This is a genomic window from Streptomyces sp. NPDC086023 (assembly GCF_044540325.1).
In the GTDB taxonomy this organism is placed as follows: domain Bacteria; phylum Actinomycetota; class Actinomycetes; order Streptomycetales; family Streptomycetaceae; genus Streptomyces.
The window spans coordinates 624,033-645,236 of sequence record NZ_JBITRX010000001.1 but is presented as its reverse complement, the minus strand read 5'-3'; the positions used below and the strand labels follow the sequence as shown (position 1 = coordinate 645,236).

At 71.4% G+C, this 21,204-nt stretch carries 22 protein-coding genes; 8 read left to right on the top strand and 14 right to left on the bottom strand.

Features of this window, described 5'->3' with window-relative positions:
- Window positions 1–42: 42 nt before the first annotated feature.
- On the top strand, window positions 43–915 hold the full coding sequence (locus ACIF6F_RS02890; protein WP_399940251.1) for a winged helix-turn-helix transcriptional regulator: 873 nt from the start codon (window positions 43–45) through the stop codon (window positions 913–915).
- 104 nt (window positions 916–1,019) lie between these two features.
- On the opposite strand, the gene ACIF6F_RS02885 is transcribed toward ACIF6F_RS02890, so the two are convergent.
- Both ACIF6F_RS02885 and ACIF6F_RS02880 read right to left on the bottom strand, forming a co-directional pair.
- Window positions 1,020–1,562 (bottom strand): TetR/AcrR family transcriptional regulator, encoded by a 543-nt coding sequence (locus tag ACIF6F_RS02885; protein WP_399940248.1) that lies wholly within the window; start codon window positions 1,560–1,562, stop codon window positions 1,020–1,022.
- A gap of 16 nt (window positions 1,563–1,578) precedes the next feature.
- Window positions 1,579–1,899 carry a DMT family transporter gene (locus tag ACIF6F_RS02880; protein WP_399940246.1) on the bottom strand — a complete coding sequence of 107 codons (321 nt, stop codon included), beginning with the start codon at window positions 1,897–1,899 and terminating at the stop codon, window positions 1,579–1,581.
- 286 nt (window positions 1,900–2,185) lie between these two features.
- Between ACIF6F_RS02880 and ACIF6F_RS02875 the strand changes: the two genes are divergently transcribed.
- Window positions 2,186–3,217, top strand: coding sequence for a hypothetical protein (locus ACIF6F_RS02875; protein WP_399940243.1), 1,032 nt, complete (start codon window positions 2,186–2,188; stop codon window positions 3,215–3,217).
- Between the two features lie 198 nt (window positions 3,218–3,415).
- Here the strand turns inward: ACIF6F_RS02875 and ACIF6F_RS02870 are convergent, their stop codons facing one another.
- The 9 genes from ACIF6F_RS02870 to ACIF6F_RS02830 all read right to left on the bottom strand — a co-directional run bounded on the left by ACIF6F_RS02870 (window position 3,416) and on the right by ACIF6F_RS02830 (window position 10,971).
- The gene (locus ACIF6F_RS02870; RefSeq protein ID WP_399940240.1) at window positions 3,416–3,802 is read right to left on the bottom strand and encodes a metal-sulfur cluster assembly factor; all 387 of its coding nucleotides are present in this window, start codon (window positions 3,800–3,802) and stop codon (window positions 3,416–3,418) included.
- Complete coding sequence (sufU, locus tag ACIF6F_RS02865) at window positions 3,799–4,263, bottom strand: Fe-S cluster assembly sulfur transfer protein SufU (protein WP_399940238.1); 465 nt, start codon at window positions 4,261–4,263, stop codon at window positions 3,799–3,801. Before sufU ends, ACIF6F_RS02870 begins: the two co-directional genes overlap by 4 nt.
- Before the next feature lie 37 nt (window positions 4,264–4,300).
- Complete coding sequence (locus tag ACIF6F_RS02860) at window positions 4,301–5,557, bottom strand: cysteine desulfurase (protein ID WP_399940235.1); 1,257 nt, start codon at window positions 5,555–5,557, stop codon at window positions 4,301–4,303.
- Window positions 5,554–6,318 carry a Fe-S cluster assembly ATPase SufC gene (sufC, locus tag ACIF6F_RS02855; RefSeq protein WP_399940232.1) on the bottom strand — a complete coding sequence of 255 codons (765 nt, stop codon included), beginning with the start codon at window positions 6,316–6,318 and terminating at the stop codon, window positions 5,554–5,556. The genes ACIF6F_RS02860 and sufC overlap by 4 nt, the downstream gene beginning before the upstream one ends.
- A 7-nt stretch (window positions 6,319–6,325) precedes the next feature.
- Entirely contained in the window at window positions 6,326–6,643 is a 318-nt protein-coding gene (locus ACIF6F_RS02850) for a non-heme iron oxygenase ferredoxin subunit (protein ID WP_399940229.1), read from the bottom strand.
- Window positions 6,643–7,821, bottom strand: coding sequence for a Fe-S cluster assembly protein SufD (gene sufD, locus ACIF6F_RS02845; protein ID WP_399940226.1), 1,179 nt, complete (start codon window positions 7,819–7,821; stop codon window positions 6,643–6,645). Before sufD ends, ACIF6F_RS02850 begins: the two co-directional genes overlap by 1 nt.
- Window positions 7,822–7,907: 86 nt before the next feature.
- Window positions 7,908–9,323, bottom strand: a complete 1,416-nt coding sequence (sufB, locus tag ACIF6F_RS02840; RefSeq protein ID WP_399940223.1) for a Fe-S cluster assembly protein SufB — start codon at window positions 9,321–9,323, stop codon at window positions 7,908–7,910.
- Window positions 9,320–10,111: a helix-turn-helix transcriptional regulator gene (locus ACIF6F_RS02835; RefSeq protein WP_399940561.1), complete on the bottom strand. Its 792-nt coding sequence runs from the start codon at window positions 10,109–10,111 to the stop codon at window positions 9,320–9,322. Before ACIF6F_RS02835 ends, sufB begins: the two co-directional genes overlap by 4 nt.
- Before the next feature lie 65 nt (window positions 10,112–10,176).
- On the bottom strand, window positions 10,177–10,971 hold the full coding sequence (locus ACIF6F_RS02830) for a formate/nitrite transporter family protein (RefSeq protein ID WP_399940220.1): 795 nt from the start codon (window positions 10,969–10,971) through the stop codon (window positions 10,177–10,179).
- Between the two features lie 116 nt (window positions 10,972–11,087).
- On the opposite strand from ACIF6F_RS02830, the gene ACIF6F_RS02825 reads away from it, so the two are divergent.
- The 4 genes from ACIF6F_RS02825 to ACIF6F_RS02810 are packed head-to-tail and all read left to right on the top strand — an operon-like array spanning window position 11,088 to window position 14,966.
- Complete coding sequence (locus ACIF6F_RS02825) at window positions 11,088–12,020, top strand: ABC transporter ATP-binding protein (protein WP_399940217.1); 933 nt, start codon at window positions 11,088–11,090, stop codon at window positions 12,018–12,020.
- Complete coding sequence (locus tag ACIF6F_RS02820) at window positions 12,017–12,784, top strand: ABC transporter permease (protein WP_399940214.1); 768 nt, start codon at window positions 12,017–12,019, stop codon at window positions 12,782–12,784. Before ACIF6F_RS02825 ends, ACIF6F_RS02820 begins: the two co-directional genes overlap by 4 nt.
- Window positions 12,785–12,835: 51 nt before the next feature.
- A complete protein-coding gene (locus ACIF6F_RS02815; RefSeq protein ID WP_399940212.1) occupies window positions 12,836–13,969 on the top strand; it encodes a hypothetical protein in 1,134 nt (377 codons plus the stop codon).
- A gap of 4 nt (window positions 13,970–13,973) precedes the next feature.
- Window positions 13,974–14,966 (top strand): heme A synthase, encoded by a 993-nt coding sequence (locus ACIF6F_RS02810; RefSeq protein ID WP_399940209.1) that lies wholly within the window; start codon window positions 13,974–13,976, stop codon window positions 14,964–14,966.
- Between the two features lie 43 nt (window positions 14,967–15,009).
- Here the strand turns inward: ACIF6F_RS02810 and ACIF6F_RS02805 are convergent, their stop codons facing one another.
- The 3 genes from ACIF6F_RS02805 to ACIF6F_RS02795 form a co-directional block, all read right to left on the bottom strand.
- Window positions 15,010–16,167: an amidohydrolase family protein gene (locus tag ACIF6F_RS02805; protein ID WP_399940206.1), complete on the bottom strand. Its 1,158-nt coding sequence runs from the start codon at window positions 16,165–16,167 to the stop codon at window positions 15,010–15,012.
- Window positions 16,168–16,311: 144 nt separating this feature from the next.
- The gene (locus ACIF6F_RS02800) at window positions 16,312–16,626 is read right to left on the bottom strand and encodes a hypothetical protein (RefSeq protein ID WP_399940204.1); all 315 of its coding nucleotides are present in this window, start codon (window positions 16,624–16,626) and stop codon (window positions 16,312–16,314) included.
- A gap of 86 nt (window positions 16,627–16,712) precedes the next feature.
- Window positions 16,713–17,654 (bottom strand): heme o synthase, encoded by a 942-nt coding sequence (locus tag ACIF6F_RS02795; protein ID WP_399940201.1) that lies wholly within the window; start codon window positions 17,652–17,654, stop codon window positions 16,713–16,715.
- A gap of 310 nt (window positions 17,655–17,964) precedes the next feature.
- On the opposite strand from ACIF6F_RS02795, the gene tkt reads away from it, so the two are divergent.
- Both tkt and tal read left to right on the top strand, forming a co-directional pair.
- Window positions 17,965–20,049 carry a transketolase gene (tkt, locus tag ACIF6F_RS02790; protein ID WP_399940198.1) on the top strand — a complete coding sequence of 695 codons (2,085 nt, stop codon included), beginning with the start codon at window positions 17,965–17,967 and terminating at the stop codon, window positions 20,047–20,049.
- Window positions 20,050–20,084: 35 nt separating this feature from the next.
- A complete protein-coding gene (tal, locus tag ACIF6F_RS02785; RefSeq protein ID WP_399940196.1) occupies window positions 20,085–21,203 on the top strand; it encodes a transaldolase in 1,119 nt (372 codons plus the stop codon).
- Window position 21,204: the final 1 nt, after the last annotated feature.

Below are 21,204 nucleotides of genomic sequence, written 5' to 3'. Positions count from 1 at the left end.
CAACGCCCGCGCGGCACCGGGGCGATCTTGTGGGGAGTGGTCATGGCGCAGCGGACACGGCTCGACGGCGCGGACTGCGCGATCGCGCAGGCCCTCGACGTGGTCGGGGACTGGTGGACGCTGCTGATCGTGCGGGACGCGGCGCGCGGGCTCGCGCGGTTCGAGGAGTTCCAGCGGGAGCTCGGAGTCTCCCGGAAGGTCCTCACGGAGCGGCTGCGGCTGTTGGAGGACGCGGACGTGCTCGTGCGGGAGCCGTACCAGGAGCGCCCGGTGCGGCACGCCTACCGGCTGACCGTGCGGGGGCGGGCCCTGCTGCCGGTGCTGGTGGCCCTCCAGGACTGGGGCGACACCTGGGTGCTGGGCGAGGGGGAGCTGACGGCCACGGCCGGAGAGTCCTCGCGCGAGGCGGAGCGGGTGCACGCGCTGGTGGGCACGCGGGTGCCGGAGTTGCTGCTGCCGGACCAGGACGGGGAGGTGCGGGACCCGCTCGGGCCCGAGGGCGCCTGGACGGTGCTGTACTGCTTCCCGGGGGCGTACGCGCGGGTGGAGTCGTACCCGCCGGGCTGGGGCGGCATCCCGGGGGCGCGGGGCTGCACGCTGGAGTCGCGGAGTTACCGGGACCGGCTGGCGGAGTTCACGGCGGCGGGCGCGGCGGTACGCGGCGTCTCCACCCAGCGCCCGGACGAGCAGCGGGAGTTCGCCGAGTCGGAGGCCCTGGCCTTCCCGCTCCTGTCGGACGCGGACCTGGCGCTGGTGGCCGCCCTGCGCCTGCCGACCTTCCGGGCGGCCGGTGTGAGCCGGCTCAAGCGGCTGACCCTGGTCGTGGACCCGGCCCGCACGGTGCGCGAGGTGCTCTACCCGGTCCAGGACATCGAGGCGAGCGTCGGCGCGGCGCTGGCGGCGGTACGGGCGTAGGCCGGCTCCCCGAGGGACGCGCCCGCGGCCGCCCCCGGCCCACCCGGCCCTTCCCCGGTCCTTCCCCGGTCCCGGGCCGTCGTCCGCCGCCCGGACGGCACCGGCTAGCCCAGCACCCTGCGGAGCATCTCGGCGGCGTAGGCCCGGTCGTACGGGGTGTCCGTGAGCAGCGCCTGGAGCGAGAGGCCGTCCATCATCGCCACCAGCGCCCGTGCCGTGGCCGGGTCGGTGCGCGGGGCCAGCAGCGCCGCCACCGCCTCGCACCACTCCGCCGCCACCGGCCGGAGCGCGGGGCGGCGCAGGGCGGCGAGGTAGAGCTCGTACTCCAGCTCCACACCGGTCCGTTCGCCCGCGAGCCACTCCCCCAGCAGCCGCGCCAGCTCGTCCGCGAGGTCCACGTGGGGGTCGTCCAGCGCCGTGCTGGCCGCCACCCGCTCCGCGAAGCCCTCGTTGATCTGGCGCAGCGCAGCGACCAACAGCTCGTCCAGGGTGGCGAAGTGGTACGTGGTCGAGCCCAGCGGCACGTCCGCCTCCGCCGCCACCGAGCGGTGGCTCAGCCCCGCGATGCCCTTCGCGCCCACCACGCGGATCGCCGCGTCGATGATCCGGGACCGCCGGTCGGGGTCGTACCGCCGTGCGGCGGCCATCAGCGCACGCCCCTCATCAGTGCGCACCGCCCAGGTTCAGCAGCACCACGCCCGCGATGACCAGCGCGATGCCCGCCAGCCTGGCGGCGGTGGCGGCCTCGCCCAGGAAGATCATGCCGATCGCGGCGATCGCGGCCGTGCCGACGCCCGCCCAGATCGCGTACGCCGTGCCCACCGACATGGACTTCAGGGTCTGCGCGAGCAGGGTGAAGGCGATGGCGTACCCGAGCAGCGTGCCCAGCGAGGGCCACAGCCTGCTGAAGCCGTCGCTGTACTTCATCGCGGTGGTCCCGGCGACCTCTGCCGCTATGGCCGCGGCCAGCAGAACGTAAGGCATGCGTACGAGCGTACACAACGGTGTGTACGCCCGTACGCACAGACCTGGCGCACCACCCCTCCACGGCGGCGACCACGGCATATACGGTGCTTGCATGACGCAGAACCAGGGGTGGGGTCCGCCGGAACCGAACGGCGGAGTACCGCATGGCGGAGTACCGCACGGCAACCCTCCGGGGACACCCCCGCCACACGGACAACAGCAGCCACCCCCGTACGGGTCCCCCTACGGGTACCCCGGAGCCTGGGGCGGCGGCTGGGCACCGCCCCCGCCCCCGCAGCCCGGCGTGATACCCCTGCGCCCGCTCGGCGTCGGCGAGGTGCTCGGCGGCTCCTTCACCACCTTCGGCCGCTACTGGAAGCAGCTGGTCGGCGTCATGCTGACCGTCCAGGGCGTCGGCATCCTGGTCGTGACCCTCGCAGTCGGCATCGGGGTCGCGGTGGTCCACCCGCACCTGCCCGGCGTCTTCGACCTCCCGGCCGGCGAGAGCCCCGCGCCCGAGGACCTCGACCCCGTGCTGTTCGCGCTCATCCCCGTGGGCGTGCTGCTCTTCGCCGTGCTGCTGCTCGGCTGGGCCATGATCAGCGCGCTGACGCCGGCCGTCCTCCAGGAGGCCGTGCTGGGCCGGCGCACCACGTACCGCGCGATGTTCCGCCGCGCCTGGTCCCGGATGCCCTCGATGCTCGGCACCCTGCTGCTCACCGGCCTGGTGGCCGGCGGCCCGGTGCTGCTGGCGTTGGGCATATCCGTCGCCCTGGTCATCACGGCCGCGGCGAACTCGACGCACGGCGACCCGGGCGCCATCGTCCTGCTGATGCCGCTGGCCCTGCTGCTCGCGATGCCGGTCAGCGTCTGGCTGGGCGTCAGGCTCAGCTTCGCCCCGGCCGCCGTGGTATGCGAGCACCTCGGCCCGGTCGCCGCGCTCCGCCGGTCCTCGCAGCTGGTCAAGGGCGCCTGGTGGCGGGTCTTCGGCATCACCCTGCTGACCGCCCTGATCGCCACGGTCATCGGGTACATGATCCAGCTGCCGTTCACCTTCGTGGGGATGTTCGCGTTCTTCCCCACGATGCTGGTCGGCGCCGGCGACCCGGAGCCCGACGTGGCCGCCATGGTCGGCGGCATGGTCGTCTACTTCGCCTGCATCATGCTCGGCGGCGTGGTGAGCCAGCTGTTCCAGGTGGGCTTCCCCCAGCTGACCAGCGGCCTGCTCTACATCGACCAGCGCATCCGGCGCGAGGACCTGGCCCCCGCGCTCATGGCCGCCGCGGCGGCACCGCCCGCACCTCCGGGCGGCCCCGCCCCGGCGGGACCGTTCTAGCCGAGGGTGAACCACGCGCGGCCCGGGACTTCGTCCACTCCGAGCGGGCGAGGTCCTCGGCCGCGGTCCCGACGAGCAGACCCGCCCCCACCCGGCTCACGGCACCCGTCACCCCGTACGACGGGCGAACTCCGCGCGCCGGAAAGGCCGAAGACCCCGGCACACGGGGTGCCGGGGCCTTCGTGCGGACGGGTCCGCTCAGACGTTGAAGCCGAGCGCGCGGAGCTGCTCGCGGCCGTCGTCGGTGATCTTGTCGGGACCCCACGGCGGCATCCAGACCCAGTTGATCCGGAGCTCGTTGACGATGCCGTCGGTGGCCGACTTCGCCTGGTCCTCGATCACGTCGGTCAGCGGGCAGGCCGCGGACGTCAGGGTCATGTCGAGGGTCGCGATGTTGGCGTCGTCGATGTGGATGCCGTAGATCAGCCCCAGGTTGACGACGTCGATGCCGAGCTCGGGGTCGACCACGTCGTAGAGGGCCTCGCGGACCTCCTCCTCGGTGGCCGGCTTCGTCGTGACGACGCCCTCGGTGGCCGGCTTCGTCGTGACGACGCCCTCGGTCTGGTCGTTCGTGGTCTCGCTCATGCCGTCTTCCTCTCGGCGCCGTCGCCCAGCGCCTGGGCGGTCGCGTCCTTCCACGCCATCCAGCTCAGCAGGGCGCACTTCACCCGTGCCGGGTACTTCGAGACGCCGGCGAACGCGACCGCGTCCTCCAGCACCTCCTCCATCGCGTCGTCGGGCTCGATCCGGCCCTTCGACTGCATCAGCTCCAGGAAGGTGGCCTGGATCTTCTGCGCCTCGGCCAGCTCCTTGCCGACCAGCAGCTCGTTCAGCACCGACGCGCTGGCCTGGCTGATGGAGCAGCCCTGGCCCTCGTACGAGACGTCGGTGAGCGTCTCGCCGTCGTACTTCACGCGCAGGGTGATCTCGTCGCCGCACGTCGGGTTGACGTGGTGCACCTCGGCGTCACCGTCGCGCAGGCCACGCCCGTGCGGGTGCTTGTAGTGGTCCAGGATCAGTTCCTGGTACATCGAATCCAGCTTCACAGCGGCCTCGTCGCCTCGTCGCCCTCGTGGTCGTCCGTCATCCGAAGAAGTTCCGTACGTGCTCCAGGCCGTCGATCAGCGCGTCGACGTCCGCCGGAGAGGAGTACAGGTAGAACGACGCCCGCGTGGTCGCAGGAATTCCGTACCGCAGGCAGACGGGCCGCGCGCAGTGGTGTCCCACGCGGACCGCGATGCCCTGCTCGTCCAGCACCTGGCCGACGTCGTGCGGGTGGATGTCCCCGAGCGTGAAGGAGATCGCGGCACCGCGGTCCTCGGCCGTGGCCGGGCCGATGATCCGCAGGTCGGGCACCTCGGAGAGGCGCTTGACCGCGTACTCGGTGATCGCGTGCTCGTGCGCGGCGATCTTGTCCATGCCGATCGAGGTGAGGTAGTCCACGGCCGCGCCGAGGCCGACGGCCTGCGCGATCGGGGGCGTGCCCGCCTCGAACTTGTGCGGCGCCGGGGCGTACGTGGAGGAGTGCATCGAGACGGTCTCGATCATCTCGCCGCCACCGAGGAACGGGGGCAGGTCCTCCAGCAGCTCCTGGCGGCCCCACAGGACGCCGATGCCGGTCGGGCCGCACATCTTGTGGCCGGTGAAGGCCACGAAGTCGGCGCCGAGCGCCTGCACGTCGAGCGGCATGTGGGGGGCGGCCTGGGAGGCGTCGATCAGGACGAGCGCGCCGACCTCCTGGGCGCGGCGCACGATCGCCTCGACCGGGTTGACCGTGCCCAGGATGTTGGAGACCAGCGTGAAGGAGACGATCTTCGTCTTCTCCGTGATGATCTCTTCGATGTTCGACAGGTCGAGGCGGCCGTCGTCGGTGAGGCCGAACCACTTCAGCTTCGCGCCCGTGCGCTGCCCCAGCAGCTGCCACGGCACGATGTTGGAGTGGTGCTCCATCTCCGTGATGACGATCTCGGTCTCGCGGTCGACCCGGTAGGGCTCGTCGGCCCAGCCGAGCATGTTCGCGACCAGGTTGAGCGACTCCGAGGCGTTCTTCGTGAAGATCACCTCGTCGCGGCTCGGCGCGTTGACGAAGGCGGCGACCTTGTCGCGGGCGCCCTCGTACAGTGCCGTGGCCTCCTCGGCGAGCACGTGGACGCCACGGTGGACGTTGGCGTTGTGACGCTCGTAGTAGGCGTTCAGCGCGTCGAGCACCTGGCGCGGCTTCTGCGAGGTCGCCGCGTTGTCCAGGTAAACGATCTTCTTCCCGTCGTGGACCACACGATCCAGCAGGGGGAAGTCCTTGCGGATCGCCTCGATGTCGAGGAGGCCAGGCAGCTGTGTCACGCGGTCGTGCCACCCTTCACGTACTTGTCGTAGCCCTCGGCCTCCAGCTGGTCGGCGAGCTCGGCGCCGCCGGACTCGGCGATGCGGCCGTTCGCGAACACGTGCACGAAGTCGGGCTTGATGTAGCGCAGGATGCGCGTGTAGTGCGTGATCAGCAGGGTGCCGACCTCGCCGGTCTCGCGGACGCGGTTGACGCCCTCGGACACGATGCGGAGCGCGTCGACGTCGAGGCCGGAGTCGGTCTCGTCGAGGATCGCGATCTTCGGCTTGAGGAGCTCCAGCTGGAGGATCTCGTGGCGCTTCTTCTCACCACCGGAGAAGCCCTCGTTGACGTTGCGCTCGGCGAAGGCGGGGTCCATGGAGAGACGCTCCATGGCCTCCTTGACCTCCTTGACCCAGGTGCGCAGCTTGGGGGCCTCGCCGCGGACGGCCGTGGCCGAGGTCCGCAGGAAGTTGGAGACGGAGACACCGGGGACCTCGACCGGGTACTGCATGGCGAGGAAGACGCCGGCGCGGGCGCGCTCGTCGACGGACATCTCCAGGACGTCCTCGCCGTCGAGGGTCACGGTGCCACCGGTGACGGTGTACTTCGGGTGACCCGCGAGGGAGTACGCCAGGGTGGACTTGCCGGAGCCGTTCGGGCCCATGATGGCGTGCGTCTCGCCCTGCTTGACGGTCAGGTCGACGCCCTTGAGGATCTCGCGGGAGCCGTTCTCCGTCTCGACGGAGACGCGCAGGTCGTTGATTTCAAGCGTAGCCATGGGTGCCTCAGGACTCCTGGGTGAGGGAGACGAGCACGTCGTCCCCTTCGATCTTTACGGGGTAAACGGGGACGGGGCGCGTCGCGGGGAGCCCGGACGGCTTGCCGGTGCGCAGGTCGAAGGCCGATCCGTGCAGCCAGCACTCGATCTGGCAGTCGTCGACCTCGCCCTCCGACAGCGAGACGTTCGCGTGCGAGCAGACGTCGTGGATCGCGAACACCTCCCCCTCGGTGGACACGATGGACAGGGGCGTACCGTCGAGTTCCACCCGCTTGGGGGTGTTCTCCTCGAGCTCGCTCAGCGCGCAGGCCTTGACGTAGGTCATCAGACGGACGCCTCGAGCTCTGCCTCGATCTTGGCGATCAGGCGCTCCTCGACGTCCTCGACACCGATCTGCTGGACCAGCTCGGCGAAGAAGCCGCGGACCACCAGGCGGCGGGCCTCGTCGGCCGGGATGCCGCGGGCCTGGAGGTAGAAGAGCTGCTCGTCGTCGAAGCGGCCGGTGGCGGAGGCGTGGCCGGCGCCGACGATCTCGCCGGTCTCGATCTCCAGGTTCGGGACCGAGTCGACCCGCGCGCCGTCGGTGAGGACGAGGTTGCGGTTGAGCTCGTAGGTGTCGGTGCCCTCGGCGGTCTTCTCGATCAGGACGTCGCCGATCCAGACCGCGTGCGCGCCCTCGCCCTGCAGCGCGCCCTTGTAGGTCACGTTGGAGGTGCAGTGCGGCACGTCGTGGTCGACCAGGAGGCGGTGCTCCTGGTGCTGGCCGGCGTCCGTGAAGTACAGGCCGAGCAGTTCGGCCTCGCCGCCGGTGCCCGCGTAGTTCACCCGGGGGTGGATGCGGACCAGGTCGCCGCCGAAGGTGACGACCACGGACTTGAAGGAGGCGTCGCGGCCGATCAGCGCGTTGTGCTGGGAGGTGTGGACGGCGGTGTCGTCCCAGTCCTGCACCGACACGAAGGTGACCTTGGCGCCGTCGCCGACCAGGATGTCGACGTTGGCGGCGCGCACGCCGTCACCGGTGTGGTCGATGACGATGACCGCTTCGGCGAAGGGCTTGATGTCGAAGACCGTGTGGCCGAAGGTCGTGCCGCCCTCGCCGTGCAGGGCGACGCGGATCGGGTCGGCGAGTACGGTCTCCTTGGGCACGGTGACGACCGTGGCCTTGGCGAACGAGGAGAAGGCCTGGGCGGCGACCCGGTCCACCGGGGTGCCGACCTTGCCGACGCGCTCGTCGTCACGGTCGACGGACTCGACGGTGACGCCCTCGGGCGCGTCGATCTGGGCCTTCATCGTGCCGTTGGCGACCGCGGTGCCGTCGTGGAGGCCGCGCAGGCGCTCCAGCGGGGTGAAGCGCCACTCCTCCTCGCGCCCGTGGGGCACGGGGAAGTCCGCCACGTCGAAGGACGGGGGGGCGCTCATCCGGGTGGCGACGGTGGACTCTGCGGCCACCGCGATCGCGCCGGCCGTGGTCGAACCGGCCGGAATGTTCTGAGCCTCAGCCATGGCTGTCGTTCTGCTCTCTTCCTACGTCGTTGTGATCCGCGGCCCGCGAGGAACGGACCGCAGAGCTGGTGATGGGGCGGCGGCGATCAGCCGACCGCGCCCTCCATCTGCAGCTCGATCAGCCGGTTGAGCTCCAGCGCGTACTCCATCGGCAGCTCCTTCGCGATGGGCTCGACGAAGCCGCGCACGATCATGGCCATGGCCTCGAACTCGGTCATGCCGCGCTGCATGAGGTAGAAGAGCTGGTCGTCGGAGACCTTGGAGACGGTCGCCTCGTGGCCCATGGTCACGTCGTCCTCGCGGACGTCGACGTACGGGTACGTGTCCGAGCGGGAGATCTGGTCGACCAGCAGGGCGTCGCAGAGCACGTTGGACTTGGAGCCCGGCGCGCCTTCGCCGATCTCGACCAGGCCGCGGTAGGAGGTGCGGCCGCCGCCTCGCGCCACCGACTTGGAGACGATGTTGGAGGAGGTGTTCGGCGCCATGTGGACCATCTTGGAGCCGGCGTCCTGGTGCTGGCCCTCGCCCGCGAAGGCGATGGACAGGGTCTCGCCCTTGGCGTGCTCGCCCATCAGGTAGACGGCCGGGTACTTCATGGTGACCTTGGAGCCGATGTTGCCGTCGATCCACTCCATGGTCGCGCCCTCGTACGCCACGGCGCGCTTGGTGACCAGGTTGTAGACGTTGTTCGACCAGTTCTGGATGGTCGTGTAGCGGCAGCGGCCGCCCTTCTTCACGATGATCTCGACCACGGCGCTGTGCAGCGAGTCCGAGGAGTAGATGGGGGCGGTGCAGCCCTCGACGTAGTGGACGTAGGCGTCCTCGTCGACGATGATCAGCGTCCGCTCGAACTGGCCCATGTTCTCCGTGTTGATGCGGAAGTAGGCCTGCAGCGGGATCTCGACGTGCACGCCCTTCGGCACGTAGATGAAGGAGCCGCCGGACCACACGGCGGTGTTCAGCGAGGCGAACTTGTTGTCGCCGACCGGGATGACGGTGCCGAAGTACTCCTTGAAGAGTTCCTCGTGCTCCTTCAGCGCGGTGTCGGTGTCGACGAAGATGACACCCTGCTCCTCCAGGTCCTCGCGGATCTGGTGGTAGACGACCTCGGACTCGTACTGGGCCGCGACACCGGCGACGAGGCGCTGCTTCTCCGCCTCCGGGATGCCGAGCTTGTCGTACGTGTTCTTGATGTCCTCGGGCAGTTCCTCCCAGGAAGCGGCCTGCTTCTCGGTGGAACGCACGAAGTACTTGATGTTGTCGAAGTCGATGCCCGACAGGTCGGAGCCCCAGGTCGGCATGGGCTTCTTGTCGAAGAGCCGCAGGCCCTTGAGGCGGAGCTTCAGCATCCACTCGGGCTCGTTCTTCTTCGCCGAGATGTCGCGGACGACGTCCTCGTTCAGACCCCGCTTGGCCGCGGCACCGGCCGCGTCGGAGTCGGCCCAGCCGTACTCGTACTTGCCCAGGCCCTCGAGCTCAGGGTGAGCAATCTCCGTGGTCATGCGGGGTTCCTCCCGGCCGTGCTTGCAGATGCTGATGTGGTTGCCTGTGCGGCGCTTCGCGGAATGAAGGTGGTGCACACCCCATCGCCGTGGGCGATCGTGGCGAGTCGCTGCACGTGCGTCCCGAGCAGTCGGGAGAAGACCTCGGTCTCCGCCTCACAGAGCTGCGGGAACTGCTCGGCGACATGGGCGACCGGGCAGTGGTGCTGACAGAGCTGTTCACCGCTGTGCGGACCGGGCGCGCTCTTCGCCGTAGCAGCGTACCCGTCCACGGTCAACGCCTTGGCCAGGGCCTCGGTGCGCTCCGCGGGGCCCGCCGCGTCGACGGCCTCCCGGTAGGTCTCGGCCTGTGCGGCCAGCCGTGCCTTGGCGAATTCGGCCACCGCCGCCTCGCCGCGCTCCCCGCCGCCCGCGGCCTGCGCGATCCAGCGCAGGGCGTCGACGGCGAGCTTGTCGTACGACTGGTCGAAGGCGTCGCGGCCGCAGTCGGTCAGCGCGAACACCTTGGCGGGCCGCCCGCGGGTCCGCGCGCCGTACACGCGCTGCTCCCGGGCCTCGACCACGTCGTCGGCGACGAGCGTGTCGAGGTGGCGGCGCACCGCGGCCTGGGTGAGGCCGAGCCGCTGTGCGAGGTCGGCGACCGTGGACGGACCGTGGTCCAGGATCGAGCGCGCGACCCGGTTGCGGGTTGACCGCTCCCCGGTCGCGAGGTCCCCCTGAGGGGTCTCGATCGTCCGTGCACCGTTTTTCACAACGCCATTGTTGCTTAATTCGGCGAGCCCGGACAAGCCGTGACGGAGACCACTCCTGGTGGCCTCCATCACTAAGGGTTACCTAATCTGTCGACGCAGAGTTATTCGGAATGCATTCCTCCGCGCACCCTCCGGGACCCTCCGGCGAACCAGTAAACGGCTCCGACCAGCAATCCTCCGCCCACCACATTGCCCGGCACGGTGAAGGCCAGATTGCGCAGAAGGTCACCGAATCCGGCGCTCCCGTCGAGGATCGCGAGGCTGAAGAGGGCCATGTTCGCCACGCAGTGCTCGAAACCCACGGCCACGAAGACCGCCACCGGCAGCCACAGGACGAAGATCTTGGCGGCGTCGCCCCGCGCCCGGGTGAACATCCAGATCGCCAGGCAGACGAGCATGTTGCAGAGCACCGCCCGCCAGAAGAGCTGCCCGCCCGACAGCGCCGCCTTGCCGTGCACCATCTCCGCCAGCATCGCCCGGGCCGGGCCGCCCGAGACCACGCCCGAGGCGTGCACCATCGCGCCGAAGAGGAAGGCGCCGGCGAGGTTGCCCACGAGCGAGAGGGACCAGCCCGCCGCCAGGTCCCGCAGCCCGGTGCGCCCCGACAGCGCGCCCACCAGCATCACCATCACGTTGCTGGTGAACAGCTGGGCCCCGGCGAACATCACGATGGTCAGCGCGACCGGGAAGACCGCGCCCTCCAGCAGCTTCACCGCCGCCGAGCCCCGGGCCGCGAACGGCGAGATCGCCACGAGCAGCAGCACCTCGCCGATGCCGATGTACGCGCCCGCCAGCATGGCGGAGACGAAATAGCGCGGCCGGTGCGCGAGGTCGTGCGCCTTGTGTTCGGCCTGGCCAGAGGTCTCGTCCACGTTCTGCGCAATGCTGTTCACCATTCGACACTAGGTTTCGGCGAAGAGCCGGCCCGCGTGAAAAGGTCACCATTTCCGGGTCCCGGGACCCCGCGCCCCCGGGACCTAGGACCCCCTCCGGGCTCCGTAGACTCGCCCCCATGAGTGAATCCCCGGCCGCCGCCGTCCGCGTACGCGGCCTGGTCCAGCGTTACGGCGACAAGACCGCGGTGGACGGACTGGACCTGGACGTCCTGACCGGCACCGTGACCGCCGTCCTCGGCCCCAACGGCGCCGGCAAGACCACCACCGTCGAGACCTGCGAGGGCTACCGCCCCCCGGCCTCCGGCACCGTCCGCGTCCTGGGCCTCGACCCGTACGCCGACGCCGAGGCCCTGCGGCCGCGCGTCGGCGTGATGCTCCAGTCCGGCGGCGTCTACTCGGGCGCCCGGGCCGTGGAGATGCTCCGCCACATGGCGAAGCTGTACGCCAACCCCCTCGACGTCGGGCCTCTGGTCGAGCGCCTCGGGCTGGGCGGCTGCGGCCGCACCCCCTACCGCAGGCTCTCCGGCGGCCAGCAGCAGCGGCTGGGCCTCGCCATGGCCGTCGTGGGCCGCCCGGAGCTGGTCTTCCTGGACGAGCCCACCGCCGGCCTCGACCCGCAGGCCCGCCGGGCGACCTGGGACCTGGTGCGGGAGCTGCGCGCCGACGGCGTGACCGTGGTCCTCACCACCCACCACATGGACGAGGCCGAGCAGCTGGCCGACGACGTGGCGATCATCGACGCCGGCCGGGTCATCGCCCAGGGCAGCCCCGAGGAGCTGTGCCGCGGCGGCGCCGAGAACACCCTCCGCTTCACCGGCCGGCCCTCCCTGGACCTCGCCGCCCTGCTCAAGGCCCTGCCCGACGGCACCGCGGCCGCCGAGCTCACCCCCGGCGCCTACCGGATCACCGGCAGCGTCGGCCCCCAGCTGCTGGCCACCGTCACCTCCTGGTGCGCCCAGCACGGCGTGATGCCGGACAGCATCTCCGTCGAGCGCCACACCCTGGAGGACGTCTTCTTGGAACTCACTGGCAGGGAGCTGCGCGGATGAGCGCCGGCACGTTCACCCCGAAGCCCGGGGCCGCCCCCCTGGCCCGCATGATCGGTGCCCAGGCGGCGCTGGAGACGCGGATGCTGCTGCGCAACGGCGAGCAGCTGCTGCTGACCGTGATCATCCCGGCCCTGCTGCTGGTGCTGTTCGCCTCCGTCGACATCGTCGACACGGGCGCGGGCCGCAGTGTGGACTTCCTGGCCCCCGGCGTGCTGGCCCTCGCGGTGATGTCCACCGCCTTCACCGGCCAGGCGATCGCCACCGGCTTCGACCGCCGCTACGGCGTCCTCAAGCGGCTGGGCGCCTCGCCGCTGCCCCGCTGGGGCCTGATGGCGGCCAAGACCCTGTCCGTCCTGGTCACCGAGGTGCTCCAGGTGGCGCTGCTGACCGCCATCGCGTTCGGCCTGGGCTGGTCCCCGCAGGGCAGCCCGGTCGCCGTGGCGGCCCTGCTGCTGCTGGGCACCGCCGCCTTCTCGGGCCTGGGCCTGCTGATGGCCGGCACCCTCAAGGCCGAGGTCACGCTCGCCGCGGCGAACCTGGTCTTCCTGCTGCTGCTGGTGGCCGGCGGGGTGATCGTGCCGCTGGAGAAGTTCCCGGCCGGGGTCCGCTCCGTACTGGAGCTGCTGCCGATCTCCGCGCTCTCCGACGGGCTCCGCGACGTGCTCCAGCACGGTGCCGGGGTGCCCTGGCAGCAGCTCGGGCTGCTGGCCGGCTGGTCCGTGCTCGGTCTGGGCCTGGCGGCGCGCCACTTCCGTTGGGAGTGACCTTCCCGCCAGGATGGACCGGACCACAGACCACGGTTCCGGGGGGCGGACATGGTGCAGCGAGAGGCCGTACTACGGCTGGACGAGGAATGGACACGGATCAGGTCGGGGGCGGCGCCGGCGGATCCCGCCGAGCGTGAGGCGCTGCTGGCGGAGCTGATAGCGGCTCTGCGCGAGCCGGCCCGCAGTGACCCGGAGTGCGCGGCCCGGCTGGGCCTGCGGCTGAGCGACCTGGCCGCCGCGCGGTTCTCGGCGGGGGACCGCCCGGGCGCCCTGGGCGCGATCGAGGAGGCGCTGCGGTACGCCGAGCAGGCGGCCCCGCACTCCCCCGAGTACGCGCGCTGGTACGCCCGGGGGCTGATCAACCACGGGGTGTGGCTGGCCTGGCCGCTGAGTGACGGCAACCGGCTGCCGCGCTTCCCGCTGGGCCCGGCCGCAGAGGCGGTGCCGGGCCCGATGGAGCGCGTGGCCGGCGAGCGGGCCCGCGATCTGACCCGGGCCGCGGTGGACGTCTGGCTGGGCCTGGACCAGCAGGATCCGGTCAACCGGCGGGGCCTGGCCCAGGCGAAGGTGTTCCTGGGCGACCGGCTCGCCGAACTCGGGCTGACCGAGGACGCGGTGGCCTGGGCGGTCGACGCCGAGAACGACTTCCGGCAGGCGGCGCAGGCGCCCGGCCCCGGCCAGGCGGAGGCTCAGGAGGCCGTCGGCCACCTCGGGCGCCAGCTCGAACTGCGGCTGCGCTTCCTGACCTTCGAGTCGCTGGTGGCCCTCCGGGCCGAGGGCCTGCTGCCGGGGCGGCTGCTGCCGCACGCGGTGGTGGCCGCGCGGATCCAGGGCGTGGACCCGGCCGCGGTCGCCGCGGGGCTCGCGGTCGACGAGGGGGCGGTACGGGCCACCCTCAGCGCGCGTCCCTGGCGGGCGGCATGGCGCTTCGAGGTGCGCAACCCTGACGGATTGTGGGACGTAATAGGACATCCCTGGCGGGGCACCACCGACGTGACGGATCGCACGGCGGAGGAGGTCGGCACCGGCCTCGTCCGGCAGTTCCTCGCGTCTCCCGAGGGGCCCGAGGAGGCAACTCACTGGCGGATCCTGGTGTGGTGGCACGAGGAGGGCGATCCGGCCGGCGCCCGCTTCCGGCTGACGTCGGCCGCCGTGGCGGGGCCGGGCGCCACCCCCTCGTGAAAGTTTGCACAAGTGGCGCCCTACGATAGGGCCCGTGTTGAACCCCCTCGCATACATCGCGCAGCGCTGGACGCCCACACCCAGGACGCTCCGGCGGGCCGCGCTCGCCGCCGTCGTCATGAGCGTGGTCATCGTCGTCACGGGTGGCGCGGTGCGGCTGACCGGATCCGGTCTCGGCTGCGACACCTGGCCCAAGTGCACGGACGACAGCCTGTTCGCGACGCCCGCCCAGGGTGTCCACGGCGCCATCGAGTTCGGCAACCGGATGCTGACGTACGTGCTGTGCGCGGCGGTGGGCTGGGCCATCATCGCGGCCCGCTCGGCCAAGCCGTGGCGCCGCTCGCTGACCCGGCTGGGCTGGACTCAGTTCTCCATCGTGATGGGCAACGCCGTGCTCGGCGGCATCACGGTGTGGACGGGGCTCAACCCCTACAGCGTGGCGGGGCACTTCCTGCTCGCCACCTCCCTGATCACGGTCACCACCCTGACCTGGCAGCGGACCCGCGAGGGCGACACGGAGCCCCGGCCGCGGGTCCCGCGGCCGGTCCGCAAGCTCGGCTGGGCCATCGCCGGCACGTCCCTCGTGCTGGTCGCCGCGGGCACCGTGGTGACCGGCTCGGGACCGCACGCGGGTGACAGCAGCGAGGTCCCGCGGATGCCGTTCGACTGGGCCACCACGGCCCACGTCCACGCCGTCGCGGCCTGGGTGGTCTGCGCGCTGGCCGTCGCGATGTGGCTGGTGCTGCGCGTGGTGGACGCTCCCGACGACACCCGGGCGCGCGCCCGCGACCTGCTGCTGGTGCTGCTGGCCCAGGGTGCGATCGGGTACGTGCAGTACTTCACGAAGCTGCCGGAGGTCCTGGTGTCCGCGCACATGCTGGGTTCGTGCCTGGTGTGGATCGCGGTGGTGCGCCTGGTGCTGAGCCTGCGGGAGCGGCCGGCGGCCACCCCGGAGATCCCGGCGCAGACCGACCCGGCCCTCTCGACGGCCCGCTAGGCCTTGTCCGCGGGGCTCCTGCCCCGCCCTGCCGCGGGACCCCTCAGGCCCGGTCCAGGCGGTAGACGCGGCGGGCATTGCCCGCCGCGATCATGCCTGCGACGCGTTCGGCGTCGCGCAGGGACCAGGCCCCGTCGCCGACCCAGCCGCCGAGCACCCGCGCCAGCGCCTCGCGGAACACCCGCGCGCCGACCACGTGGAGTTCGGGCAGCTCCCGGCCGCCGCTGGAGAAGAGCAGCTTGCCGAAGGGCGCCAGTTCCAGCAGCTCCGCCAGCACCTCGGCGGCCCGCGCCCCGGTGTGGGCGAGGGCGGGGCCCAGGTCGGCGTACACGTGCGGGAAGGCGCCCGCGAGGTGGGCGGCGTGCCGGTGGTACGGGTAGCCGTGGAGCAGCACGATGTCGGTGCCCAGGCCGGCGGTGGCCCGTACGAAGTCGGTGAGCAGCGTCGGATCGGCGCGGTCGATGCGCTGGCGCGGGTCACCCGCCCCGGCGTGCAGCTGGACCGGCAGGCCCGAGGCCACGGCGCTCCACAGCAGGTGCCGCAGCAGCACGGGGTCCACCCCCGCCCCGGCCACGCCCGCACCGCCGGAGGGGGCTTCGCGCCGGGCGGCCCTGGCCAGGGCCCGGTGCTCCAGCCAGCGCCCGGCGGCGCCCCGCACCTCGCCCGGGCCGGGCGGCTCGGGGGCGAAGGCCAGGGCGCAGCCGGCGCCCGCGACGGAGGTGAAGGCCACCGCGGAGGCGGCGGCCGCGTGGACGGCCTCGGCGAGGTTGGCCAGGAAGGCCTCGACGGTGCCCGAGGTGTCGGCGACCTGGCCGGCCAGCAGCTCCAGCCGGACGATCTCGTGGGCCTCGGCGTCCCCGGCCAGGGCGAGCTCGCGGGGGCCGGTGAGGTCCCCCGGCAGGCCGGTGTCGACCAGGTAGGTGGAGATCCCGGAGCCGCGCAGCAGCCGGCGGCCCGCTTCGAGCACCCCGAGCTCGCGCCGGCGGGCCAGGTAGCGGGCCGGTGGGCAGTGTGGTTCGAGGCCCAGGAGCGGTGGACACCAGCGGCGCACGGCGAAACCGGTCTGGGTGTCGAAGAAGGTGGTGCCGGGCGCGGGCGGGCCCGAGGCACGGCCGAGATGGGCCTCGAAGGTGCCGAGGCCCAGTTCCGTGCGGAGCACCCCGTGGCAGTACTGGTCCACCAGCGACGGCGTGTCGATCATCCGGGCATCCCGTTGCGGACGTCGGGAATCCCTCGGCCGGGCGAGCCCGGGAGGGACGAGCTTCCACACGTCCTAACGGGTGACCGGGGCGTCAGGTGTTGCTGGCGCCGGTGGGCGTACCGCTGTTCGACGGGGTGCCGCGGGTCAGGAGGGGCTGCCGAGCTGGAGGCCGGCCATCCGCTTCCACTCGTACGCGCTGGTGCGGACCTTGGCGGCCAGCTCGCCGTCGAAGTCGTCGTGGAGGGTCAGCCCGGCCTTCTCGGCGGCCTGCTGTGCGACCTCGTACGAGGGGGCGACCAGGTCGCCCCAGCCGCCGTCCTCGCCGACGAGGACGATGCGGGTGCCCATCTGCCCGATGTAGGCGAGCTGCCCCTCGGCGCCGCCGTGCTCCTTGGAGAAGGCGCCGATCTGCTTGGCCAGCCTGGCCGCCTTGCGCTCCTGCTGCTTCGTGTCTGCCATGAACGGCATGCTACCGACGAGTAGGTCGGCGGAGGAAGAGATACCCGTCACCGCCGCCCGGCGTGCGCACGGGCGGCGGACGCGGGTCAGCGCAGGAAGGGGTCCACGGCCACGGCGACGAAGAGCAGCGACACGTAGGTGATGGACCAGTGGAAGAGGCGCATCTCCTTGAGCTTGCCGCCCGTCGCACCGGCCTTGGCGCGCGCCTGGAGCGCGTGCGCCTCCCAGAGCCACCAGCCGCCCGCGGCGAGCGCCACGGCCGTGTAGAACCAGCCGGTGTACCCCAGTGGGGTGAGCGCCAGCGAGACGGCGACCATCACCCAGCTGTAGATGACGATCTGGCGCGCCACGACCTTGTTGGAGGCGACGACGGGGAGCATGGGGACGCCGACCCGCGCGTAGTCCTCCTTGACCTTCATCGACAGCGGCCAGTAGTGCGGCGGCGTCCAGAAGAAGATGACGAGGAAGAGGATGACCGCGGCCCAGGACATCGAGTTGGTCACCGAGGACCAGCCGATGAGCACCGGCATGCAGCCCGCGATGCCGCCCCAGACGATGTTCTGGGCGGTGCGCCGCTTCAGGATCATCGTGTAGACGACCACGTAGAAGAGGAGCGCGCCGAGGGAGAGCGCGGCGGACAGCCAGTTGACGAGGAGTCCGAACCACAGGGTCGACACCACGGCCAGGACCAGTCCGAAGACCAGGCCCTCGCGCGGGCTGACCATGCCGGTCACCAGCGGGCGCTGCGACGTGCGGTCCATCAGCGCGTCGATGTCGCGGTCGATGTACATGTTCAGCGCGTTGGCGCCGCCGGCGGAGAGGTAGCCGCCCAGGCAGGTCGCGAGGACCAGCCAGAGCGAGGGCACCCCCTGCTCGGCCAGGAACATCACCGGCACTGTGGTGATCAGCAGAAGTTCGATGATCCGCGGCTTGGTCAAAGCCACGAAAGCCATGACCCGGGCCCCGAACGGCCGGTCACCGGGGCTCGTCCCGAGCACCCCCGCAGGACGGGATTCGACGGCCGTCACGCACACCCCTGACGAAAGACTCCCAGCAAGTCTTCCTGGTTCGGGCGTGAATGCCCGGTTAAGACTTGCGCGTACCACGCCACTGTAGACGTTGCCCAGAGGTCGCCCGGCGCCGGGGTCCACTCGTGTTGGACCGACCGGCGCAACTGCGAGAAGTGTGATCTCGAAGTGACAGAGCGGAGGCACTCGAATAGCTGCACGTCCCGTCGACGGTAGGCTCGGAAACGCACCCGGTGCGCGGTTCGCCGCCGGGAACCGGTGCGCCCGTCGTCACCGGGATTCGACATGTGGAGAGGAGCCCTGACCCAGGGTGAGCACCAAGCCGACCACCACAGAGCTCGACTGGACCGAGTTGGACCAGCGCGCCGTTGACACCGCTCGTGTCCTCGCCGCGGACGCCGTACAGAAGGTGGGCAACGGCCACCCGGGTACGGCGATGAGCCTCGCGCCCGCCGCGTACGTGCTGTTCCAGAAGGTCATGCGCCACGACCCCGCCGATCCCGAGTGGGTCGGCCGCGACCGGTTCGTGCTGTCCGCCGGCCACTCCTCGCTGACCCTCTACACCCAGCTGTACCTGGCCGGGTTCGGTCTGGAGCTGGACGACCTGAAGGCCTTCCGCACCTGGGGCTCGAAGACCCCGGGCCACCCGGAGTACGGCCACACCAAGGGCGTGGAGACCACCACCGGCCCGCTCGGCCAGGGCGTCGCCAACGCCGTGGGCATGGCCATGGCCGCCCGCTACGAGCGCGGTCTGTTCGACCCGGAGGCCGCGCCCGGCGCGTCGCCGTTCGACCACATGGTCTACGCGATCGCCGGTGACGGCTGCCTCCAGGAGGGCATCGCCGCCGAGGCCTCCTCGCTGGCCGGCCACCAGAAGCTGGGCAACCTCGTCCTGCTCTGGGACGACAACCACATCTCGATCGAGGGCGACACCGAGACGGCCGTCTCCGAGGACACCCTCAAGCGCTACGAGGCGTACGGCTGGCACGTCCAGCGCGTCGAGCAGCAGGCCAACGGCGACCTGGACCCCAAGGCCCTGTACGCCGCCCTGGAGGCCGCCAAGGCCGTGACCGACCGGCCGTCGTTCATCGCGGCCCGCTCGATCATCGCCTGGCCGGCCCCGCACGCGCAGAACACCGAGGCCGCGCACGGCTCGGCCCTGGGCGACGAGGAGGTCGCGGCCACCAAGCGCGTCCTCGGCTTCGACCCGGAGCAGACCTTCGAGGTCGCCGACGAGGTCATCGCGCACACCCGCAAGGCCCTCGACCGCGGCCGCGACGCCAAGGCCGAGTGGGAGAAGGAGCTCGCCGCCTGGCGCACCGCCAACCCGGAGCGCGCCGCCGAGTTCGACCGCATCCAGGCCAACGAGCTGCCCGAGGGCTGGGAGGACAAGCTCCCCGTCTTCGAGGCCGGCACCGGCGTCGCCACCCGCGCGGCCTCCGGCAAGGTCCTCCAGGCGCTCGGCGCGGTCATCCCGGAGCTGTGGGGCGGCTCGGCCGACCTGGCCGGCTCCAACAACACCACCATCGACAAGAACTCCTCGTTCCTGCCGACGGGCAACCCGCTGCCGGAGGCCGACCCGTACGGCCGCACCATCCACTTCGGCATCCGCGAGCACGCCATGGCCGCGGCCATGAACGGCATCGCGCTGCACGGCCACACCCGCATCTACGGCGGCACCTTCCTGGTGTTCTCCGACTACATGCGCAACGCCGTCCGCCTGTCCGCGCTGATGCACCTGCCGGTGACGTACGTGTGGACGCACGACTCGATCGGCCTCGGCGAGGACGGCCCGACCCACCAGCCGGTCGAGCACGTCGCCTCGCTGCGCGCGATCCCGGGCCTGAACGTGGTCCGCCCGGCCGACGCCAACGAGACCGCCATCGCCTGGCGCGAGATCCTCAAGCGCCACACCAAGGTGTTCGGCAAGGGCACCCCGCACGGCCTGGCCCTCACCCGCCAGGGCGTGCCGACGTACGAGGCGAACGAGGACGCGGCCAAGGGCGGCTACGTGCTGTTCGAGGCCGAGGGCGGCGAGCCCCGGGTCGTCCTCATCGGCACCGGCTCCGAGGTCCAGCTCGCCGTCGCGGCGCGCGAGGCGCTGCAGGCCGAGGGGATCCCGGCCCGCGTGGTCTCCATGCCGTCCGTCGAGTGGTTCGAGGAGCAGGACCAGGCGTACAAGGACAGCGTCCTGCCGCCGTCCGTGAAGGCGCGCGTCGCGGTCGAGGCCGGCATCGGCCTGACCTGGCACCGCTACGTGGGCGACGCCGGCCGGATCGTCTCGCTGGAGCACTTCGGTGCCTCGGCGGACGCGAAGGTCCTGTTCCGCGAGTTCGGCTTCACCGCAGAGGCCGTCACCGCCGCCGCCAAGGACTCGATCGCCGCCGCGCGCTGACGCCGGCAGCAACTCAGGTAGGAGATGCAATTCCCATGACAGACGCACTCAAGCGCCTCTCGGACGAGGGTGTGGCGATCTGGCTGGACGACCTGTCGCGCAAGCGCATCACGTCCGGCAACCTCGCCGAGCTGATCGACCAGCAGCACGTGGTGGGCGTGACCACCAACCCGTCGATCTTCCAGAAGGCGATCAGCAGCGGCGACGGCTACGAGCAGCAGCTCAAGGACCTCGCGGCCCGCAAGGTCACCGTCGACGAGGCCATCCGCATGATCACGACGGCGGACGTCCGCGACGCCGCCGACATCCTGCGCCCGGTCTACGACGCCACCGAGGGCCAGGACGGCCGGGTCTCCATCGAGGTCGACCCCCGTCTGGCCCACAACACCGCGGCCACCGTGGCCGAGGCCAAGCAGCTGGCCTGGCTGGTGGACCGGCCGAACACGCTCATCAAGATCCCGGCGACCAAGGCCGGCCTGCCGGCGATCACCGAGGTCATCGGCCTGGGCATCAGCGTCAACGTCACGCTGATCTTCTCGCTGGAGCGCTACCGCGAGGTCATGGACGCGTACCTGGCGGGCCTGGAGAAGGCCAAGGCGCGCGGCCTGGACCTGTCCAAGATCCACTCGGTGGCGTCCTTCTTCGTGTCCCGTGTGGACAGCGAGATCGACAAGCGCCTGGACAAGATCGGCAGCGACGAGGCCAAGGCCCTGAAGGGCAAGGCGGCGCTCGCCAACGCCCGTCTGGCCTACGAGGCCTACGAGCAGGTCTTCTCCTCCGAGCGCTGGGCGGCCCTGGACAAGGCGCACGCCAACAAGCAGCGCCCGCTGTGGGCCTCCACCGGCGTCAAGGACCCCGCGTACAAGGACACCCTGTACGTGGTGGACCTGGTCGCCCCGGGCACCGTGAACACCATGCCCGAGGCCACCCTGGAGGCCACCGCCGACCACGGCGAGGTCGCCGGCGACACCGTCCGCGGGACCTACGAGCAGTCGCGTGCGGAGCTCGCCGCGGTCGCGAAGCTGGGCATCTCGTACGACGATGTGGTTCAGCTGCTCGAGGACGAGGGCGTCGAGAAGTTCGAGGCGTCCTGGAACGACCTGCTCAAGTCGACCGAGGCGGAGCTGTCGAAGCTCGCCCCCACGGAGGCCTGAA